The sequence below is a fragment of the uncultured Shimia sp. genome (genome assembly GCF_947493595.1).
GTDB lineage: Bacteria > Pseudomonadota > Alphaproteobacteria > Rhodobacterales > Rhodobacteraceae > Shimia.
In genome coordinates this window covers 166,672-185,235 of sequence record NZ_CANLRL010000009.1, presented here as the reverse complement: position 1 = coordinate 185,235, position 18,564 = coordinate 166,672, and the positions used below count along the sequence as shown (strand labels likewise).

The 18,564-nt window shown below is 58.0% G+C and carries 17 protein-coding genes; all 17 read left to right on the top strand.

Annotated features, from left to right (window positions below; translation table 11 throughout):
- Positions 1 to 24: 24 nt before the first annotated feature.
- Entirely contained in the window at positions 25 to 1,512 is a 1,488-nt protein-coding gene (locus Q0955_RS18540) for a replicative DNA helicase (protein WP_299427519.1), read from the top strand.
- A 214-nt stretch (positions 1,513 to 1,726) separates the two neighbouring features.
- Complete coding sequence (gene alr / locus Q0955_RS18535) at positions 1,727 to 2,764, top strand: alanine racemase (protein ID WP_299427516.1); 1,038 nt, start codon at positions 1,727 to 1,729, stop codon at positions 2,762 to 2,764.
- Positions 2,761 to 3,546 carry an ABC transporter permease gene (locus Q0955_RS18530; protein ID WP_299427513.1) on the top strand — a complete coding sequence of 262 codons (786 nt, stop codon included), beginning with the start codon at positions 2,761 to 2,763 and terminating at the stop codon, positions 3,544 to 3,546. Before alr ends, Q0955_RS18530 begins: the two co-directional genes overlap by 4 nt.
- Entirely contained in the window at positions 3,543 to 4,289 is a 747-nt protein-coding gene (locus Q0955_RS18525; RefSeq protein ID WP_294117464.1) for an ATP-binding cassette domain-containing protein, read from the top strand. Before Q0955_RS18530 ends, Q0955_RS18525 begins: the two co-directional genes overlap by 4 nt.
- Entirely contained in the window at positions 4,286 to 4,687 is a 402-nt protein-coding gene (locus Q0955_RS18520; protein ID WP_299427509.1) for a hypothetical protein, read from the top strand. Before Q0955_RS18525 ends, Q0955_RS18520 begins: the two co-directional genes overlap by 4 nt.
- Positions 4,688 to 4,754: 67 nt before the next feature.
- Complete coding sequence (locus Q0955_RS18515; RefSeq protein WP_299427506.1) at positions 4,755 to 7,157, top strand: calcium-binding protein; 2,403 nt, start codon at positions 4,755 to 4,757, stop codon at positions 7,155 to 7,157.
- Positions 7,158 to 7,164: 7 nt separating this feature from the next.
- The gene (locus Q0955_RS18510; protein ID WP_299427502.1) at positions 7,165 to 9,288 is read left to right on the top strand and encodes an ATP-binding cassette domain-containing protein; all 2,124 of its coding nucleotides are present in this window, start codon (positions 7,165 to 7,167) and stop codon (positions 9,286 to 9,288) included.
- A gap of 17 nt (positions 9,289 to 9,305) precedes the next feature.
- Positions 9,306 to 10,601 (top strand): HlyD family efflux transporter periplasmic adaptor subunit, encoded by a 1,296-nt coding sequence (locus tag Q0955_RS18505; RefSeq protein WP_299427499.1) that lies wholly within the window; start codon positions 9,306 to 9,308, stop codon positions 10,599 to 10,601.
- A 235-nt stretch (positions 10,602 to 10,836) separates the two neighbouring features.
- On the top strand, positions 10,837 to 11,271 hold the full coding sequence (locus tag Q0955_RS18500) for a paraquat-inducible protein A (protein ID WP_299427496.1): 435 nt from the start codon (positions 10,837 to 10,839) through the stop codon (positions 11,269 to 11,271).
- Between the two features lie 17 nt (positions 11,272 to 11,288).
- A complete protein-coding gene (gene radA / locus Q0955_RS18495) occupies positions 11,289 to 12,656 on the top strand; it encodes a DNA repair protein RadA (RefSeq protein WP_299427494.1) in 1,368 nt (455 codons plus the stop codon).
- A gap of 59 nt (positions 12,657 to 12,715) precedes the next feature.
- Positions 12,716 to 13,270: a CvpA family protein gene (locus Q0955_RS18490; protein ID WP_299427491.1), complete on the top strand. Its 555-nt coding sequence runs from the start codon at positions 12,716 to 12,718 to the stop codon at positions 13,268 to 13,270.
- Between the two features lie 135 nt (positions 13,271 to 13,405).
- Positions 13,406 to 14,668, top strand: coding sequence for a TAXI family TRAP transporter solute-binding subunit (locus Q0955_RS18485; protein ID WP_299427488.1), 1,263 nt, complete (start codon positions 13,406 to 13,408; stop codon positions 14,666 to 14,668).
- Between the two features lie 22 nt (positions 14,669 to 14,690).
- Positions 14,691 to 14,966 carry a GlsB/YeaQ/YmgE family stress response membrane protein gene (locus Q0955_RS18480; protein WP_299427484.1) on the top strand — a complete coding sequence of 92 codons (276 nt, stop codon included), beginning with the start codon at positions 14,691 to 14,693 and terminating at the stop codon, positions 14,964 to 14,966.
- A gap of 251 nt (positions 14,967 to 15,217) precedes the next feature.
- Complete coding sequence (purF, locus tag Q0955_RS18475; protein WP_299427481.1) at positions 15,218 to 16,747, top strand: amidophosphoribosyltransferase; 1,530 nt, start codon at positions 15,218 to 15,220, stop codon at positions 16,745 to 16,747.
- 4 nt (positions 16,748 to 16,751) lie between these two features.
- Entirely contained in the window at positions 16,752 to 17,315 is a 564-nt protein-coding gene (locus Q0955_RS18470) for a DUF2199 domain-containing protein (protein ID WP_299427478.1), read from the top strand.
- Between the two features lie 138 nt (positions 17,316 to 17,453).
- Positions 17,454 to 17,711 (top strand): pilus assembly protein PilZ, encoded by a 258-nt coding sequence (locus Q0955_RS18465; protein ID WP_299427475.1) that lies wholly within the window; start codon positions 17,454 to 17,456, stop codon positions 17,709 to 17,711.
- A gap of 97 nt (positions 17,712 to 17,808) precedes the next feature.
- Positions 17,809 to 18,483, top strand: a complete 675-nt coding sequence (locus Q0955_RS18460) for an SDR family oxidoreductase (protein ID WP_299427472.1) — start codon at positions 17,809 to 17,811, stop codon at positions 18,481 to 18,483.
- Positions 18,484 to 18,564: the final 81 nt, after the last annotated feature.

Genomic DNA, 18,564 nt, shown 5'->3' with positions numbered 1-18,564 from the left:
CGGGTGGGGCATTTGGGGACAGACATGAACGAAATCGCGAGCATCAATTCGGGCGAAACCGCAGCAGCAGAAATTGAGGCGCTACCGCACTCCATCGAGGCTGAGCAACAGCTTCTGGGTGCCATTCTGACCAACAATGACATCTTTGATCGCGTGGCGTCGGTGATCAATTCGTCCCATTTCTATGAGCCTGTGCACTCGCGGATTTATGAGATTGCCGCCGCCCGAATTGCCAAGAACAATCTCGCCTCACCGGTTACGCTGAAAGCCTTTCTGGAAGACGATCCAGGGCTGATTGAACTGGGTGGCCCCGCCTACCTTGTGCGTTTGGCCGGATCGGCAATTTCTTCTTTTGCTGCAGCCGATTACGCGCAAATGATCTACGATATGGCGATGCGCCGTGAGTTGATTGATCTGGGCAACAACATTGCATCGAAAGCCAAGAAAGCAGACATCAAGCTTGAGCCAAAAGAGCAGATTGTTGAGGCGGAACAGGCGCTTTACAAACTGTCAGAGCAGGGCACTTCTGAGCGCGGTTATGTCAGCTTTTTGAAAGCGGTGACCCAAGCGGTGAACACCGCTAATGCGGCCTACCAGCGAGACGGAGGTTTGGCCGGAATTTCCACCGGTTTGGTCGATCTTGATAAGAAGCTTGGCGGCTTGCACCCGTCGGACCTTTTGATCCTCGCGGGACGTCCGTCGATGGGCAAAACATCGCTGGCAACCAACCTCGCGTTTAACGTGGCAAAGGCTTATAAAAAAGGCGTCAAACCAGATGGCAGCGAGGGCGCGGTTGAAGGCGGCGTGGTGGCCTTCTGTAGCCTCGAAATGTCGGCTGAACAATTGGCGGCGCGTATCTTGTCTGAGGCGGCTGAAATCCCGTCTGAACAGATCCGAAAAGGCGACATGACCGAAGAGGAATTCCGCCGATTTGTTCAAGCGGCAAAGGATCTTGAGGCTTGTCCGCTGTTCATCGATGACACCCCTGCCCTACCCATTGCGCAGCTCGCAGCGCGGGCGCGACGCCTTAAGCGGACACATGGGTTGGACCTGCTGATCATCGACTATTTGCAGCTGTGTCGCGGTACGGCCGACAACCGTGTGCAGGAGATTGGTGAGATTTCCATGGGTATGAAGGCGATTGCCAAGGAGCTCAATATTCCGGTGATCGGCCTCTCCCAGCTGTCACGTACGGTGGAAAGCCGAGACGATAAACGCCCACAACTCAGTGACTTGCGGGAATCTGGCTCGATTGAGCAGGATGCTGATGTGGTGATGTTTGTGTTCCGCGAAGAGTACTATGTGGAGCGGGAAAAACCGTCTGATGACCGGCTTGATGAGATGGCCGCATGGCAAGAACGCATGGAGCGTTTGCACGGCAAAGCCGAGGTGATCCTTGGTAAGCAGCGTCACGGTCCCATTGGGACAGTGGAGCTGTCGTTTGAAGGGCAATACACCCGTTTTGGCAACCTTGTGCAGCCTTGGCAGCAAGGCGGCGGCGAGGAGTTTTAAGCCGCAACCAAGCGCTTTCGAATCGCCGCGTTAACTTGCGGTTTTGGCGGCGATTTGCACGTCGGTATTGCGTCTGTATCACGACTGTTTTGCAGAGGTGCGTATTTTCGACCCGCCGCAATCGGCAATTGTTAAGCCACAGTTCGCAGCAACGGGGAAAAACGCACCGCCTTTGGCCTTGACCTCGCGGGGTCAGACGTCAACAAACACCGTCATGGCTACTGCAACTTTGACAATCGACCTCGACGCCCTGATCAACAACTGGCGGGCGCTGGATGCACAGACGGAAGTGACCACCGCCGCGGTGGTGAAAGCCGACGGATACGGACTGGGCGCGGACCGCGTGGCGCGGGCTTTGATGCGCGCCGGTGTGACCCGCTTTTTTGTCGCCGCTGCCGAAGAAGGCGCAAGCCTGCGTCAGGCTGTCGGCCCGGACCCGGAGATCAACATCTTTGGCGGTCATATGCGCGGTGACACCGATATGATCAGCGACATGCACCTGACCCCGATGCTGAATTCGGTGGATCAGATTGTACGCCATGTCGAGGCGCTGCCAGCACATCCGTTTGGTGTGCAGCTGGACACCGGCATGAACCGGCTTGGCCTTGAAGCGCCGGAATGGGAAGCGGTGAAAGAACTGGTGTTGCAGCGCGGGCCAACCTTGATCATGTCGCATCTGGCCTGCGCCGATGAGCCAGAGCACCCGATGAACCCCAAGCAGTTGGCTGCGTTCAAAGAGATGACGGACGGGTTGGACATTCCGCGCTCGCTGGCCGCGACGGGCGGGATACTGTTGGGTGATGACTATCACTTTGACCTGACCCGCCCTGGTGTGGGTCTGTATGGGGGAATGCCGTTTGTGGATGCCACCCCTGTGGCCAGCCTACGCCTTCCGGTGATTCAAGTGCGCGACGTGGCCGAAGGTGAAAGCGTGGGCTATGGCAATGCCTGGATTGCCGAACGCGACAGCAAAGTCGCCACCCTTGCGGCGGGCTATGCCGATGGCCTTTTGCGGGCGATGAGCGGCAAGGTTGCCACTTTTGCTGGCGAAGATCGCTGCCCGTTGATTGGCCGGATTTCCATGGACCTGATTGGCATCGACGTGACCGATCTGTCTGACATTCCCCGTGAGGTGGAATTGCTTGGGCAACATCAGTCGGTGGACACATTGGCGGATGCGGCCGGCACCATCGGCTATGAAATCCTGACCTCAATGGGCCAACGCTATCAACGCCGGTACAAGTCTTCATGAAGCTGATCGTGGCTCCTTTAAATGCCATTGGGCGCAGCATGATCGCGTTGTTCACTTCTTTTGGGGAGGTTGTGCTGTTTGTCTGGGGCGCGCTGAGCCATATTTTCCGCCCGCCGTTCTATGGCCGCGAGTTTCTCAGCGCATTGTTCAACATTGGCTGGCTGAGCCTGCCGGTGGTCGGTTTGACCGCGATTTTCACCGGCGGCGCACTGGCTTTGCAAATCTATGACGGCAGCTCCCGGTTTTCGGTGGAAAGCGTTGTGCCGCAGATTGTGGCGATTGGCATGGTGCGCGAACTCGGCCCCGTCTTGGTGGGCCTGATGGTGGCCGCACGGGTCACAAGCTCGATTGCTGCTGAGATTGCCACCATGAAGGTGACCGAGCAGATTGACGCTCTGGTGACCCTGTCGACCCATCCGATGAAATACCTTGTCGCCCCGCGTGTGATGGCCGCCATTTTGGTGGTGCCTGCGCTGGTGGGCATTGGCGATATCGTTGGCATCTATGGTGGTTTTCTGGTCGCGACGGAAACCTTGGGGTTCAACCCAGCAACCTACATCCGCAACACCGCCGACTTCCTGCAACTCAACGATATTGTGTCGAGCCTTGTGAAAGGCTCGGTGTTTGGCGGGATAGCTGCCGTGATGGGCTGCTACGCGGGCATGCATTCTGGCCGCGGTGCGCAAGGCGTGGGCCGCGCCACCAAAAGCTCTGTGCAAGCCGCCGCGGTGATGATCCTGGCCGCCAACTTTATCCTCACAAGCCTGTTCTTTGCCTCATGATCCAGTTTGACAACGTGCATAAACGCTTTGGCCCCAAACGGGTGCTGCAAGGGGTGAACCTCGAGATTGCCAAGGGCAGTTCGATGGTGATCATCGGCGGGTCCGGCACCGGGAAATCGGTGATGTTGAAATCGGTGTTGGGGTTGATTACGCCGGACAGCGGCACCATCACCGTGGATGGGCAGAACGCCACCCAAGGAGATCGTGATGCCTTTCTCGCACGGTTTGGCATGTTGTTTCAGGGCGGCGCGCTGTTTGACAGTATGACCGTTTGGCAAAACGTGGCATTCCGCCTGCTGCGGGGCAGTCTGAAACGGCCCAAGGAAGAAGCGCGCGAGATCGCCATTGAGAAGCTGCGCCGGGTGGGATTGACGCCTGATGTGGCGGATCTTTATCCGTCTGAGCTGTCCGGCGGGATGCAGAAACGTGTGGGGCTGGCTCGTGCGATTGCAGCAGAGCCGGAGATCATCTTTTTTGATGAGCCCACCACCGGTCTTGATCCCATTATGTCCGGTGTGATCAATGACTTGATCCGCGAGATTGTGGTGGAGATGGGTGCAACGGCCATGACCATCACCCATGACATGAGCTCAGTACGAGCGATTGCCGATAACGTGGCGATGCTGCATGGCGGGGTGATCCAATGGACCGGCCCGGTTAGCCAGATGGACGCCAGCGGCGATCCCTATCTGACGCAGTTTATTTCAGGATCCGCAGAGGGGCCGATTGAGGCGGTGCGGTGACCCCAGGTGGCGTCCTGTTTTTGCTGTTGCTGATCGCTTTACCACTTACTGCTGCGGGCTTGAGCTTGGTGCGTCTTTGGCACAATGGCGTTGCAAAAAGATATGCCGCGGAAAGTGGTCTTGCGGTGGTCCTTTTTGCCATACTGATGACTGTGTCACTGGATGTGCCTGCAGAGGGGCGAACTGCCCTCCGCGCGGTGACGTTTTTTGCCTACCTGTGGCCAATGTATGCGTGGGTACGTGTTGTGCGCGCCACGCGGCTGCGCTGGTATGACAGCGCCTTGGCCTTCGTGTTGCTTGGGCTTATTGCGATACCCGTTTTCGGAGCGAGCCATTTTGAGGCGCGAAAATGCGAGGGCATTTTTTCGGGGCTAGAAACATGTCGCGGAGTCGGCTGACCCTTACCTTTTCTTAACCATTTGTTCGCAGAATGTTCGCTGTGTTTTGGTAAAAGGTAATTCGGGTATGTCAGAGAACGAGCCGCAGTCGCCGGTCACTCCAGTTGTGGGCACAACCGGCGATGACAGCATCACCACGGGCGACGGCGTTGACAGTGTCAACGGGCATGCCGGCAGCGACACGCTGACCTCCGGGGACGGCAATGACCTTGTCGCGGGTGATATGGTTGGGCGCGAGTGGGTCTTTGTTGACGGGCGGTGGGTGTATAATCCGGATGCCATTGTGCGCAACGGAGATGCCGAAAATCGCGCGTATGATGATGTGATTAGCACAGGCGCAGGGGATGACGTTGTGCTGGGCAACGGGGGCAATGACAGCCTGTTGTCCGGGGCTGGTGCGGATACCGTGAACGCGGGCACCGGGCGCGACACCGTGGACGGCGGCGCGGGCAACGATGTGCTCAACCTGGAATCTGGTGATGACCTGGCCCAGGGCGGCCTTGGCGCGGACACCGTGAATGCGGGAAGCGGCGATGATCTGGTCTATGGCGATCTGAAAAACGGCAATCTGCTTGCTGATAGCGCAAAAGGCGCCGCAACATTGGGGCAGCTCGCCGAGGCCGGTTGGCATGTGGACGCAGAAGGCGCGTTGTCGCAATCCGTCGCCACGCAAACCGGAGACACCTATACCATCAGCTTCGAGATGGCGGCCAACCTGGCGGGGGGCGCCACCAGTGGCAGCGTTGAGGTATTGTGGAATGGTGAGGTCATTGGCACCGCCTCCACCACATCCGGCGTGTTTGAAACCCATACGTTTGAGGTGAGAGGCAGCGGTGACGCGGGCGGATTGACCCTGCGTGAGGTGCCGCCGGAAAACAGCGGACCGGACATCAATATGGACGGGCCGATCTTCAGCTACCTCAAGGAGGTCAGCCTTGGTGGAGATAGCGTTGAGGTGGCAGCCTTCGCCCCCGGACAATCCAAACTGTTCCAGATGATCGACGGGCAATTAAACGTGTTTGATCCGGAAACCGAGCAATATGAAGTCGCCGGAGACCCAACCGGCCTGCGGATCAATGCCATTGGCTTCAACACCGAAGACGACCTGATTTATGGCATCGCCAAGGCCAACGGAGTGGATGCACTTGGCAATCCTGTCTCGATCCGTGACCTTGTCATGGTGGATGCCGAGGGCCATGCCTATCGGGTGGGTGAAACGCCCGTTGCGGACTACGTTGGCGATTTTGATGACACAGGCAACCTCTGGACTTTCCAGAGCAGCCTGAACCGCGTCACGATGATTGACGTGAACGCTTTGGATGGAAGCGGCAATCCGGTGGCGACAAGTTTTGACCTGCCCAATGGCCTGTTTGGTGGCCGCGCCTATGACGTGGCATATAACGCCAAGGACGGTGCTTTTTATGCGGTGGAATCCCCCGGACGAAATGGCGAGGCAGGAGCAGTGCATCGCATCGACATGTCGGATGTGCCCGATGGCGGCGCGCCGCAAATCACGTCGGTCGACATCACTGCCACGCTCTATGAAGACGGGATGACAGCCGGAATGCCCAAAGGGGCCTACGGCGCAGTCTTTCTGGATGGGGACGGAAATCTCTATTTTGGCTTGAACCGGGGCGACCATGATCTGGACGGCGGCACCGGTGCCTCCGGAGCTATCTACCGTGTAGAGGTCGACTGGGCTGATGGCGCGGCCTATGCCGAGTTCATGGCCGAAGCGCAAAGCACTGGCAGCAATGACGGCGCGGTGGATCCGCGCGCACCTGATCCATTTGCACCGGTAGATCCGGACGGCAGTGTGCTGATACGTGAGCCTGCCATTACTGGCACCGAGGGTGGCAACGACAAGCTGCGTGGCGGTGACGGGGACGACACCCTTCACGGCGGCGGCGGCGACGACACTTTGCAAGGAGGCAAAGATGACGACTTGTTGTATGGTGACAGCGGCAACGACCAGGTGTTTGGCGGCTCAGGAGATGACACCGCGGCTGGTGGTGCTGGAGAGGATAAGCTCATCCTTGGTGCCGGCGATGATGTGGGCTACGGCAATGCCGGGCGGGATTTCCTGCACGGGCGCATTGGAGACGACTCGCTTGATGGCGGGTCTGGGACCGACAAGCTGGTGGGCGGCACCGGTGCCGACACGCTTCACGGAGGCAGCGGCAACGATCATCTTTGGGGCGGCAATTGGTGGAAAGACGGCGATGCCGACACTTTTGTCACCCAGGCGGGCGGCGGCCGCGACATGATCCATGACTTTGAGGTTGACCATGACGTCATCGACCTCAGCAGCTACGGCCTTCAATACAGCGATCTTGCGGCCCACATCCAAGATCAGGGATGGGCCACCGTCATCGATCTCAGCAGTCTGACCGGCGGGGATAGCGGTGACAGGCTGATCCTCAAGTCCGTTGATCCCAGCGATCTGGATGAAAGCAATTTCCTGCTGTGAGGTGACCATGACCAAGCCAACATATGCCCCCCCCACCGCCGGGTCCGCGCTGGGCCCCACGGGGGCACCCCTGCATGAAATCACCCGGCTGATCGCGCCACTACTTGTGCTGAGTGCCGTCTCGAACTTGGCCATCTTGGTCAGCCCGATTTTTATGATGCAGGTGCTGGACCGGGTCCTGCCCACCGGAAACTTGCAAACTTTACTTTTGCTGTTGAGCATCGCCGCAATGGCACTTTTGCTTCAGGCCTTTGTGGATGGGCTGCGCGACATCACCCTGCAACGCACAGCTCGCTGGTGCGAACGATTCTGCGCGCCGATTGTCCTCGCGCAACCGCTCAGTCATCGACAGCCACTGTTGGCACGGGTCAACGACATCAACACCGCATTGGAGGGCCCAGCGGCCCGTGCGGCGCTCAGCCTGCCCTGGCTGCCGGTGTTCACCTTGGTTCTGTGGCTGATCCATCCCTGGTTTGCTGTGCTTGCAGCGACGCTGATCGCGCTGGCCGCAGCCATTCGATTGACGTCGCAAATCACTGGTGCCAGCCGGCGATCTTCCTTGCGTGCGGCCAAAGACTACGAAGCCTGCGCAATGCGTGACGCGCAGAAGGTGTCTGCCCACCCGGCCCTGTCCGGCCTGAGCCAAAATCTGTTCCAGCGCTTCTTTGCCGCTCAGAAAAACCGCAGCGATCTACAGGATCAAATGACCCCGGGACGTGTCGCGACCATCGGTCTGGAGGCCTATTTGCGCAGCTTGACCCAGCTCTTGGGACTGAGCCTTGGGGCAGCATTGGTGGTGGGAGACGCATTGAGCGCAGGCGGCATGATTGCTGCCAGTTTGATCCTCACCAAAACTGTCGCCAGTTTCGAGGCGGTTTTTGCCAGCATACAGGAGTTGAAACACGCCAGACAAAGCATGATTTCTTTGCGCCAACTGCCGGTATGCCCGCGCCAAACCAACACCGAAATTGACGGATTGGAGGGTGCCTTGAAATGTGAAGGGCTGATCTCCCCCAGAGGCGGCGGCGCGCCGCCGCGCCTGGATCGAATCAGCTTTGCCCTCTCTCCCGGCAGTTGCCTTGCCATAGTTGGCGCCTCCGGCAGCGGCAAATCCACGCTTTTGGAGGCTCTTGCCGGGGTAACACCCTGCCCCATTGGCACCGTCTGGCTGGACGAGACAGCGGTCGATACGCTGCCCCCAGACAGTCAGACCGCTCAAATTGGGTATCTGCCGCAGCAGGCACAGCTGTTTCACGGCACTCTCGCGGACAACATCTGTGGATTTGCCACTATGCCAAACGACAAGAGGGTGATCGCGGCGGCCCAGACCGCTGGAGTGCACGGCTTGATTTCGGCTCTGCCACAGTCTTATGACACAGACGTTGGTGCCTCACCGTTTGTGTTGTCAGCGGGGCAAAAGCAACGCGTGGCGCTGGCTCGGGCGATCTTTCATCAACCGCGCTATCTGTTTTTGGATGAACCCAACGCTTTGTTAGATGCGGCCGGCGAGAGGCAATTATGCGCGGTTCTTGCCCGCCTCAAAAAGCAGCGCACCACAATTGTGATGGTCATCCACCGATCAGGGCTCATGGGCCTGGCGGATCACGTGTTGGCGCTCGACAAGGGGCGTTTGGCAGACTTTGGCCCGCGGAGCGATGTCTTGGGCCGGATGAGCGGCGGTCGCCGCCGGCTGGAGGTGCCGATTTTGAGTGCCAGTTTGCAAGACGTCACCGATTGGGTTGGCGCCCAGTTTTCCCGCAGCAATGATGCCGCGCTGTCGCAACGGGCAGAACTGATTGCCAGCGAACTGTTTAATCTGGCACTGGTGGATGGCCCGCGTGACACGCAACGCACGGCAGTTTTTCTGTTTCGGTTTCTCAACGACCACCGGTGTGAAATCTCATTGACAGAAAACCGGACTACACATGCAGATAAAACAGTGCAGCGCGTCGCACGCCTGATGCGACAACCAGAGGCAAACATGTCGGACTTGCCGCGTGATGAGGCGGCAATTGCCATGCTCTCCCAACTCAGCGAGAACTTTGATGTGCAAAACCTAGACGGGCAATCGGTTTACCGCGCTGCACTTTCCACATCCGTCAAACCGCTTAATGGGATGACAGCACATTGAGCACAGAGATCGCCCACATGTCCCCCAGACCTGAGGGCGGCCTGCCGTCTCAGGTCACCCAGCCGCTCCGCGTCGGGCTCTACACCATTGTGTGCGCCCTGGCCATTTTGGGTCTTTGGGCCTGTCTCGTGCCTCTTGCCACGTCAGTCTCGGCAAGCGGCCACTTACACACACGCAAACCCAGCCTGGACATTCAGCACCGCTTTGGCGGCAAGATCGCCAAGGTCCATGTTGCGCCCCATGACGCAGTCAACAAAGGCCAAATTCTCATGCAACTGGACACATCGGACGCCGAAGCCGAGCTTGGTGAAATGCAGGCCACCCTAGCACCGATGCAGGAAGAGCGCGCCGCACTGCGGGCGGCACTGGACGGTGACTTGACGGCGCAACAGGCCGATCTATTGGCGCCTCAAACGCAGCTGGCCTTACAGCGCATGCAGGTCAGGCGGGAGGTTTTGACTCTGCGCACCGATATGACACATCAATTGGAGGTCTCTCTCAGACAGCGCGCAGAGCGCCATCATGCCAGCTTGCAGCACCTCACAAACCGGCAACACTCGATGCAAGCCCGCTTGGATCGCTACACAACTTTGGCAAATCGGGGTGCCCTGCGCGCAGCCGAAACCGAGGCCCTTAAGGAGAGCATTCTCAACATCCAAGCCGATCTTGCCCGAGAACAGGCGAAAATTGCGTCCCTTGACAGCCAAGCCACACAAGCCAAGCTGCAAGTGGCGCGTGACAAGTTGGAGTTCCGTCAGAATATTCTGGACCGGCAGGCGCAATTGGAGGAGGCGATTCCGCGCCTACGGCTCCAGATGTTGCGGCTGTCAGCGCAGATCGATCAGGCAGACATCCGGGCGCCGGATGATGGCATCGTTGCGTCTCTGCCCTATGACACGGCCGCCATGGTGATTGCGCAAGGGGACACAGTTGTGACATTGGCGCGCACATCAGACACATTGGATGTGGCCTTCCTTGCCAATCCGCAGACCATCGACCAACTCCGGGTCGGGATGCAAGGATATATGACCGTGACCGGCCTGCCGCAGCGCAACCATCCCAAGGTGCGCGTCACGCTGACATCACTGTCACCGGAAGCCCGACGCGATCAGAACAACATGATTGTGGGGTATGACGGGGTCGCCGTGATGAACGCGCAAGACCGAGATCACTTGCGCGAGGAAATGGGAGAGTACCTGAATTTGACCAGAGACATGCCTGTGCACCTTGTTTTTACGGGTCGAGAGACGACGTTTGCGGACTATTTGATCGGACCGTTCTTGCGGTTTTTGAACTTGGCTCTGCAAGATTAGGAACGCGCAGGCGTCGCAACCGAAGAGCAACAGGGCTGTGCTGAGACAAAAATGGTACTCAGCGCACATCGAATACTGGCAACACCGGTGCGCCCCGCCTGCTCGGAGCAGCCATCGTGTCGTTTGAAGGCGGCAGTTCAACCTCCAAGTTTAGGAGGTTGGCAGGAAGCGAGGTGCCAAATTCCCCGAGGGTCACAGCTTGCGTTGGCCAAAGGTTGCGCATAGCTCTTTCGCCATGACCCACGTTTTGCGCCTGTGCAACCTTTCTTTGCTGTTCCTTTTTCCCATCGCTTGGTTTGCACCATTGATGCGGGCCGGACTTTTGCCATTGTTTGGGTTGAGCGAAATTTCGATTGTGTCCGGTTTACAGTCGTTGTGGGACACGGATGTCGCGCTGGCGTTGCTTGTGACATTCCTGGCCATCTTTGCGCCGTATATGAAGGTGATTGGGCTTGCGCTGATCCAGTTTGGCATGATGCGGCGCAAGGTGCTGCCGGCGCTGGAATGGCTGGGCAAATTGGCCATGGCGGATGTGTTTTTGATCGCACTCTATGTTGTGATTGTGAAAGGCGCCGGCCATGTCACGGTGGAAACCGGGTGGGGATTGTATCTATTTACCACCTGCATTTTGGCGTCTCTGGCGATTAGTCATTTGACCCGCAAGCGGTAGTGGTCCAAAACGAGAACATGGCAAAAAGCAAAACCCAATTCAATTGCTCCAGTTGTGGCGCACAGTTTTCCAAATGGTCTGGCCGATGCGAAGGCTGCGGCGAATGGAACACCATTGTGGAGGAAGCGCCTTTTGGCGCTGGCCCATCAGGATCGTCGCTTGGCACGGCCAAGGGGCGGCGCATTGAGCTGTCCGATTTGCGCACTGAGGAAGCCCCGCCGCCACGGACCTTGAGCAATGTAAAAGAGCTAGACCGTGTACTGGGCGGCGGCCTGGTGCCGGCAAGCGCTATTCTTGTAGGCGGTGATCCGGGGATCGGCAAATCCACGTTGCTGCTTCAAGCGGCTGCGCGGTTTGCGCGGCAAGGTGTGAAGACCATTTATGTGAGCGGCGAAGAAGCCAGCGCACAGGTTCGGATGCGGGCGCAGCGTTTGGGCCTGACCGAAAGCCCGGTATTGTTGGCCGCCGACACAAACCTGCGCGATATTCTGACCACGTTGGAAGCTGAAAAGCCGCAATTGGCAATCATCGATTCCATTCAAACAATGTGGAGCGACTCTGTTGCCAGCGCGCCCGGCTCCGTCAGCCAGGTGCGCGCAGCGGCTCATGAACTCACCGCTTTTGCCAAGCGCAAAGGCATGGCGATTGTATTGGTCGGCCACGTGACCAAAGAGGGTCAGATCGCCGGTCCCCGCGTGGTGGAGCACATGGTGGATACAGTGCTCTATTTTGAAGGCGAGCGCGGACATCAGTTCCGGATTCTGCGCGCCGTGAAAAACCGCTTTGGACCTGCCGACGAAATTGGCGTGTTTGAAATGACCGGGCGCGGCTTGGCTGAAGTGGCCAACCCAAGTGCGCTGTTCTTGGCAGATCGCGGCGCGCCAAGCCCCGGCAGCGTGGTGTTTGCCGGCATTGAAGGCACACGTCCTGTACTGATCGAGTTGCAGGCTTTGGTTGCGCCCTCGCCGCACAGCCAATCGCGCCGTACGGTGGTGGGCTGGGACAGCGGACGGTTGGCGATGATTCTCGCGGTACTAGAATCACGTTGCGGGATTCCCTTTGCCGGGCTGGATGTGTATCTGAACGTGGCTGGCGGCATGAAAATTTCGGAACCGGCAGCGGACCTCGCGGTGGCCTGTGCGCTGATCTCCGCGCGCGAAGACAGTGCGCTGCCCGCCGAGACCGTGGTTTTTGGCGAAATCAGCCTATCCGGGGCCCTCCGATCGGTCAGTCAGACGGAAAATAGGTTGAAAGAAGCCCAAAAACTTGGTTTCACGTCCGCAATCGCTCCGAAAGGTGGCAAGTCCGCGAAGGTTGAAGGTATCAATCTCAACCGCATTGGGGATTTGGCAAGCTTTGTGGGAGAGGTATTCGGAGCGGGCTGACAGGCCGAGAGTTAAAAAGTGAAAATCTGGCCGGGGGCGGTCAAAGGGGACGAGAATACATGGAAGGCTTCACAATTATCGATGCCGTGGTCGCAGGTGTGATCATCGTTTCAGCGCTTCTGGCCTATAGCCGGGGTGTTGTGCGCGAAGGTATGGCCATCGCAGGGTGGATCGCGGCCGCGATCTTGGCCTTTATGTTTGCGGGCACGATACAGCCGATGGTCAAAGAAATCCCGGTTTTGGGGCAGTATTTGTCCGACAGCTGTGAACTGTCGATCATCGCCGCCTTTGCTGGTGTATTTGCGCTGGCGCTCATCGTGGTTTCGCTGTTCACGCCGCTGTTTTCCTCCATAGTGCAGCGATCTGCGCTTGGCGGCATTGATCAGGGGCTTGGCTTTATCTTTGGTGTGTTGCGCGGCATCCTGTTGGTGGCGATTGCCTTCTTTGTGTACGAAACCGTGATCACCAGCCAATCCGTGGCGATGGTGGACGACAGCCGCTCCGCCGCTGTGTTTAGCCGCATCACACGCAAGATTGATGACCGCGACCCACAGCAAGCCTTGGGTTGGATCACCACACAATACGAAGAGCTTGTGGGCGTCTGCGCACAGTAAGCGTCGCCACTTCAGTAAGACTTAAGCCCGCGCCACATGGTTGCGGGCTTTTTGCTGCGCGACGGTCTGGGCACTTGTTTGCCGCGCGGCGGGGGGATACCGTCGCAAAAATCGGAATGTTTTGGCAGCTTTACCATGCGACTTTGGATATTCATCACCACCTTGAGCCTCGCCATTTGTGTGTCGTTGGTGTTGTTTATGTTGCTGCCGCCAAACGCGATTAAAATTGCCGCAGGCACACAAGGCGGCGCCTACACACTTATGGCCGAGCGTTATCGAGACGTTCTGGCGCGGGATGGCATTGACGTGCAGATTGTGCACACCAATGGGTCAGTGGACAATGCCGAGCTGATGTCTAACGGCATGGCGGATGCCGCATTTTTGCAGGCAGGCATTGACGTGGTTGATGGTACTGCGGAATCGATAGGTGGCGTATTTTATGAGCCAATGATTTTCTTGGCCCATACCGGGCACAAGATTCCCACAAACCCAGCTTTGTGGCGTGACCTTACAATTGCGGCAGGCAAGCGTGGCTCTGGAACAGCGGTAGCCTTTGCGGATTTTCAGGATGCGGTTGGGATGGACAAAGGTGCCAACACGCTGGTGGATGTCGGTTTTTCCCAGGCGATTTTTGCGTTGCGGGCCGGTGAAATCGATATGGCCTTTTTTGTCAGCAGCATCGAGGCCCCCTATTTGCGGCAAGCTTTTGGCTATGAGGACATCGACATTCTACGCCTGTCCTACACAGACGCAATTGCGCGGCATTTGGACTATGCCGATCTGGTCGAAGTCCCTACAGGGGGGGTCTCATTGAACCCGGTACAACCGGCCGAAGCGCGACAGTTTCTGGCCCTCAAAGCCCAGCTGGTGATTGACCCCAATTTGCATCCGGCATTGGTGAACCGGCTAACCATGGCGGCTAAGGAGCTGCATCGCGGGCATGATGTGCTGACCCCGCGTGGCACTTTCCCGGAGCCACGTGGCATCGGCATCCCGGAAAACAGCGTGGCGCGGCAATTGATTGAAGATGGACCAAGTACCTGGCACAGCCTGTTGCCCTATTGGATGGCGGCGCAGGTCAATCGACTGTTCCTGCTGACCTTGCCCATCCTGTTCTTGCTGCTCCCGCTTCTGCGGGTTTTGCCAATGATCTATGCCTATTTTCGCGGCTGGCAGGTGTGGAAGCACTACGGGCGCATCCGCGAGATCGAAGCGCAGATGGGACCGAAGTGTACAGCAGATGAACTGGCGGGCATGTCCGAAGAGCTAGAAGAAGTTGATCACCGGATTTCGCAGCTGAAGTTGCCACCGGCGTATCGCCAAACAGCTTATCATGCACGCATGCATATCGACCTCGTACAAAAACGTATCACGCATTTGGAAACGCAGCTGAGCTGAGCTGCGATCAAGGAGCACTGTCATGGACGGCACAAGCGAAGCACAACTTTTCTCCGGTATTTTTAGCGCCGTGATCATCGGTGGCTTGGCCGGGTGGCTTGCCGGCAAGCTGGTGCGAGGCGGCGGCTTTGGCTTGGTTGGCAATGTGATCTTGGGCATTGGCGGTGCCATCTTGGCCAACTTCGCGTTACCATTCCTGGGGTTTTCATTTGGCGGAGGCTTTATCAGCTCGGTATTTCAATCAATGCTCGGCGCGGCGGTGGTTCTGGTGTTGATCCGCATGGCCAAACAAACCTGAGCGCAGATTGTCACAGCTTTTGTGATCCTTTCGTGACATGCCCGCCATGAGCCCTTAAGAGGAGCCTAGCACGAGAACAGGATTCGGAGCTTCCCTGTGGACAGTGGTTATGACCACCCTTTCAGCTGGCGCAGACCGCGCACAGAAAAGGCTTGTCTGCCCGCGACTCCGATTGATCTGACTTGTACCTTTGGTGCCTCGGTGCGCAGCCTCACTCAACCTAGCCTAACCTGACGAAGGGAGCCCTGCCTGTGTGCGGAATTTTGGGGATCGCCAACCGAAACCATGACGTCTTTGGAGAGATCTATGATGGTCTCTTGATGTTGCAGCACCGTGGGCAAGATGCCTCGGGTGTGGTGACCTACACCGGGGGATACTTTCGTGAACGCAAGGCCAATGGTTTGGTCAAAGATGTGTTCCAGCCGTCTGATGCCGAGACCCTGACCGGGCGTATTGGCATGGGGCATGTGCGCTACCCTACCGCGGGCAGCCTGTCCGCCTCGGAAGCGCAGCCGTTTTTTGTGAACGCGCCTTATGGCATTTACCTTGTGCACAACGGCAATATCACCAACACCGAAGCCCAGCGCGAAAAGGTGACCGGGAAATACAGCCGCCATCTGCGCACCACCTCTGACAGTGAAATCCTGCTGAACGTGCTGGCGGACAAAGTGGCCGACGCGATCAAAGTAAACGGCAGTGCCGATGCGATCCGCAATATCTTTGCGGGCGTGAAAATGACCATGGAGCGCGTGCAAGGCGCCTATTCCGTGGTGTGCCTGATCGCTGGTGTGGGCATGCTGGCGTTCCGCGACCCCCATGGCATTCGCCCGTTGTCTGTCGCTAAACGGGACGCCGAAGGTGACGGTGACGACTACGCCTTTGCTTCTGAAGATGTGGCCTTTGGCATCAACGGCTTTGACAAAATGCGTGACCTGAAGCCGGGCGAAGCCATGCTGGTGGATCTGGAGGGCAACCTGCATGAGTTCCAAGCGGTGGAAGGCAAGCTGACACCTTGTATTTTTGAGTATGTCTATCTGGCGCGTCCGGACAGTGTGCTGGACGGTGTTTCCGTCTATCAGGCGCAAATCCGCATGGGCAAAACGCTGGCCAAGCAGATTGCCGAAAGTGGGCTGGACATTGACGCAATCATTCCGGTGCCAGACAGTGCCCGCCCTGTGGCTTTGGAAGTCAGCAACATCACTGGCATCCGCTACCGCGAAGCGCTGGTGAAAAACCGCTATGTCGGCCGGACGTTTATTATGCCGGGTCAGGAAGAGCGCCAAAAATCCGTGCGCCGCAAGCTGAACGCCATTCCACGGGAAATGGAAGGCCGCAACATCCTGTTGATCGACGACAGCATTGTGCGCGGCAACACCATCAAGAAAATTGTGCAGATGTGTCGAGAAGCCGGGGCCAAAAAGGTCTACATTGCCTCTGCATCCCCCCCTGTGGCCAATCCAAACGTCTATGGCATCGACATGCCAACCAAACACGAGCTGATCGCCAACGGCAAATCCACCGATGAAATCCGGGAAGAGTTGGGCGCAGATGCGCTGTTTTATCAAGACCTTGAGGATCTGATCTGGGCGGCCAAAGAGGGCAATCCGGAGATCGAGCAATTTGATTGCTCCTGCTTTGACGGCAACTACATCACCGGTGGTGTGACGCCTGAGTATCTGGCGGCGCTGGAAGGCAGCAGCCGTGTGAGCAAGAAGATCGAAGAAGCCCCAGCACCCGGTGCAAGCTGGAACAGCGCCTCAGTGGCGCCGTCGCAGGGCTGAGGCAATGAACCTGCTGGCGCTCGACAGCCGCTGGCAGCGGTTTAATGATCCAGACTACGCCTGCAAGTGTTGCGGGCGTAGTTTTGGCGGTCTCGTTGACATTGGATTTGGCCAACCGGATTGCTGGCCCCATGGCGAGATGACAGACAGCGACACGTTGACGGTGGGCGACGATGTGCTGACCGCCGACCTTTGTGTGTTTGACGACCTGCGTTTCCTTCATTGTGTCCTGCCCTTGCCAATCCGGGGCAGTGACGAGGTATTTTTGTTTGGTGTTTGGGCGAGTGTCACCAAAGACCAATTTAAGGCCTATGTGTTGGACGCCACCGGTGAGGCTCCTGGGTTTGACGGCTGTGACGCGTGGCTGATGAATGACTTGCCGCTGTTTGAGTGCGACGAACCAATGGGCTGCGCCTTGAAACCGGCAGAATCGGCTGCTGAAAGACCCCTTCTCACGGCCAAATCCGGTCCTCTGGCACAAGCGCAAGCAGAGGGCATTTCCTTCGATCAACTGCTGGATATCTATGCGGCCAGTGGCGAAGACCTGCGCTCACATCTGTTGGGCTGATTTTCGCCACATCTGCCTTTTTTCTTAGGCAATCGCCCGCCTGTTCAGCGGTCCTTAACCATAAATAGCCTATGTCTGTCTGGCGGCACCTACCCCTCCCCTATATAGCCGCCACCACTCACAGACACAGGCAGTATCATGTCCTCCAAGACTCCTTCTCACGTGGCCGCGCAGGCCACGCAATCCGGTGTGCTGAAAAACCGCTCTCGCTTGACCCTGATCGGCGTGATGGGCAGCCCCAAAAGTCCACGCGCGCTGTTGATGACGGCCGGTGGAAAAACCCTGCGCGTTGAACTGGGAGACCGCACGCCATCCGGCAAAGTGGTTGCCATCGGCGAAGACAGCGTTGTGCTCAATGCGGGCCATGGCACCACCCGCCTGTCGATGCCAAACTAGACCTCTCCGAAATGAGGGGTTCAAACACAGGTCCCAGCGGACCTGCGACGTGCTTGCCCCTTGACCTCATGACACTTTGGACGCATTTCATCGGCCTATGAGTGATACGTCCAACACCCCCGACGCCTCCGGCGAGAAAATCGCGCTGATCACCGGCGCTTCCCGCGGCCTTGGCGCTGCCTTTGCAGAGGCTCTTGTGCCCGCATACCACGTGGTGGCGGTCGCCCGCACCACCGGTGCCTTGGAAGACCTGGACGATCGCATACAGGCCAAAGGTGGCAAAGCCACATTGGCACCCATGGACATCACCAATGCAGACGCGATGGCGCAGCTCTGCCGGTCAATTCATGACCGCTGGGGCAAGGTGGATTTGTGGATCCACACCGCCGCACATGGCGCGCCTTTGACCCCAACCGATCACATTGACGCCAAAGACTGGCAAAAATCCTTGTCGATCAACGTCGACGCGGTTGGCCGGTTGATCCCGTTTATGAGCCCGCTGCTGGGTGACACAGGGCACGCAGTGTTCTTCGAGGACAACCACGCGGGCGAGAAGTTCTTTGGCTCGTATGGCGCCACCAAGGCTGCGCAGATCGCGCTGGCCAAAAGCTGGCAAGCCGAGACCACCAACATCGGCCCTACCGTGTCAGTGCTCAGCCCACGTGGCATGCCCACCGGCACACGCGCGCGGTTCTTCCCAGGCGAAGACAAAGACAGCCTTGTGCATCCGCGCGAGGAAGCAGCACGTTTGATGGCTGAAATGGGCCTTTAACGCCCGTTAAGCTGGCAACACCGCAACGGTTGCCGTTCGCGACACCACGTGGCTTGCCCCCTTTGCACACCTCCACTAGAC

Bases quoted from the DNA above. Each gene is read 5' to 3' on its own strand.
- Q0955_RS18540 (WP_299427519.1), top strand. From the start codon at position 25: ATGAACGAAATCGCGAGCATCAATTCGGGCGAAACCGCAGCAGCAGAA.
- alr (WP_299427516.1), top strand. From the start codon at position 1,727: ATGGCTACTGCAACTTTGACAATCGACCTCGACGCCCTGATCAACAAC.
- Q0955_RS18530 (WP_299427513.1), top strand. From the start codon at position 2,761: ATGAAGCTGATCGTGGCTCCTTTAAATGCCATTGGGCGCAGCATGATC.
- Q0955_RS18525 (WP_294117464.1), top strand. From the start codon at position 3,543: ATGATCCAGTTTGACAACGTGCATAAACGCTTTGGCCCCAAACGGGTG.
- Q0955_RS18515 (WP_299427506.1), top strand. From the start codon at position 4,755: ATGTCAGAGAACGAGCCGCAGTCGCCGGTCACTCCAGTTGTGGGCACA.
- Q0955_RS18510 (WP_299427502.1), top strand. From the start codon at position 7,165: ATGACCAAGCCAACATATGCCCCCCCCACCGCCGGGTCCGCGCTGGGC.
- Q0955_RS18505 (WP_299427499.1), top strand. From the start codon at position 9,306: ATGTCCCCCAGACCTGAGGGCGGCCTGCCGTCTCAGGTCACCCAGCCG.
- Q0955_RS18500 (WP_299427496.1), top strand. From the start codon at position 10,837: ATGACCCACGTTTTGCGCCTGTGCAACCTTTCTTTGCTGTTCCTTTTT.
- radA (WP_299427494.1), top strand. From the start codon at position 11,289: ATGGCAAAAAGCAAAACCCAATTCAATTGCTCCAGTTGTGGCGCACAG.
- Q0955_RS18490 (WP_299427491.1), top strand. From the start codon at position 12,716: ATGGAAGGCTTCACAATTATCGATGCCGTGGTCGCAGGTGTGATCATC.
- Q0955_RS18485 (WP_299427488.1), top strand. From the start codon at position 13,406: ATGCGACTTTGGATATTCATCACCACCTTGAGCCTCGCCATTTGTGTG.
- Q0955_RS18480 (WP_299427484.1), top strand. From the start codon at position 14,691: ATGGACGGCACAAGCGAAGCACAACTTTTCTCCGGTATTTTTAGCGCC.
- Q0955_RS18470 (WP_299427478.1), top strand. From the start codon at position 16,752: ATGAACCTGCTGGCGCTCGACAGCCGCTGGCAGCGGTTTAATGATCCA.
- Q0955_RS18465 (WP_299427475.1), top strand. From the start codon at position 17,454: ATGTCCTCCAAGACTCCTTCTCACGTGGCCGCGCAGGCCACGCAATCC.
- Q0955_RS18460 (WP_299427472.1), top strand. From the start codon at position 17,809: ATGAGTGATACGTCCAACACCCCCGACGCCTCCGGCGAGAAAATCGCG.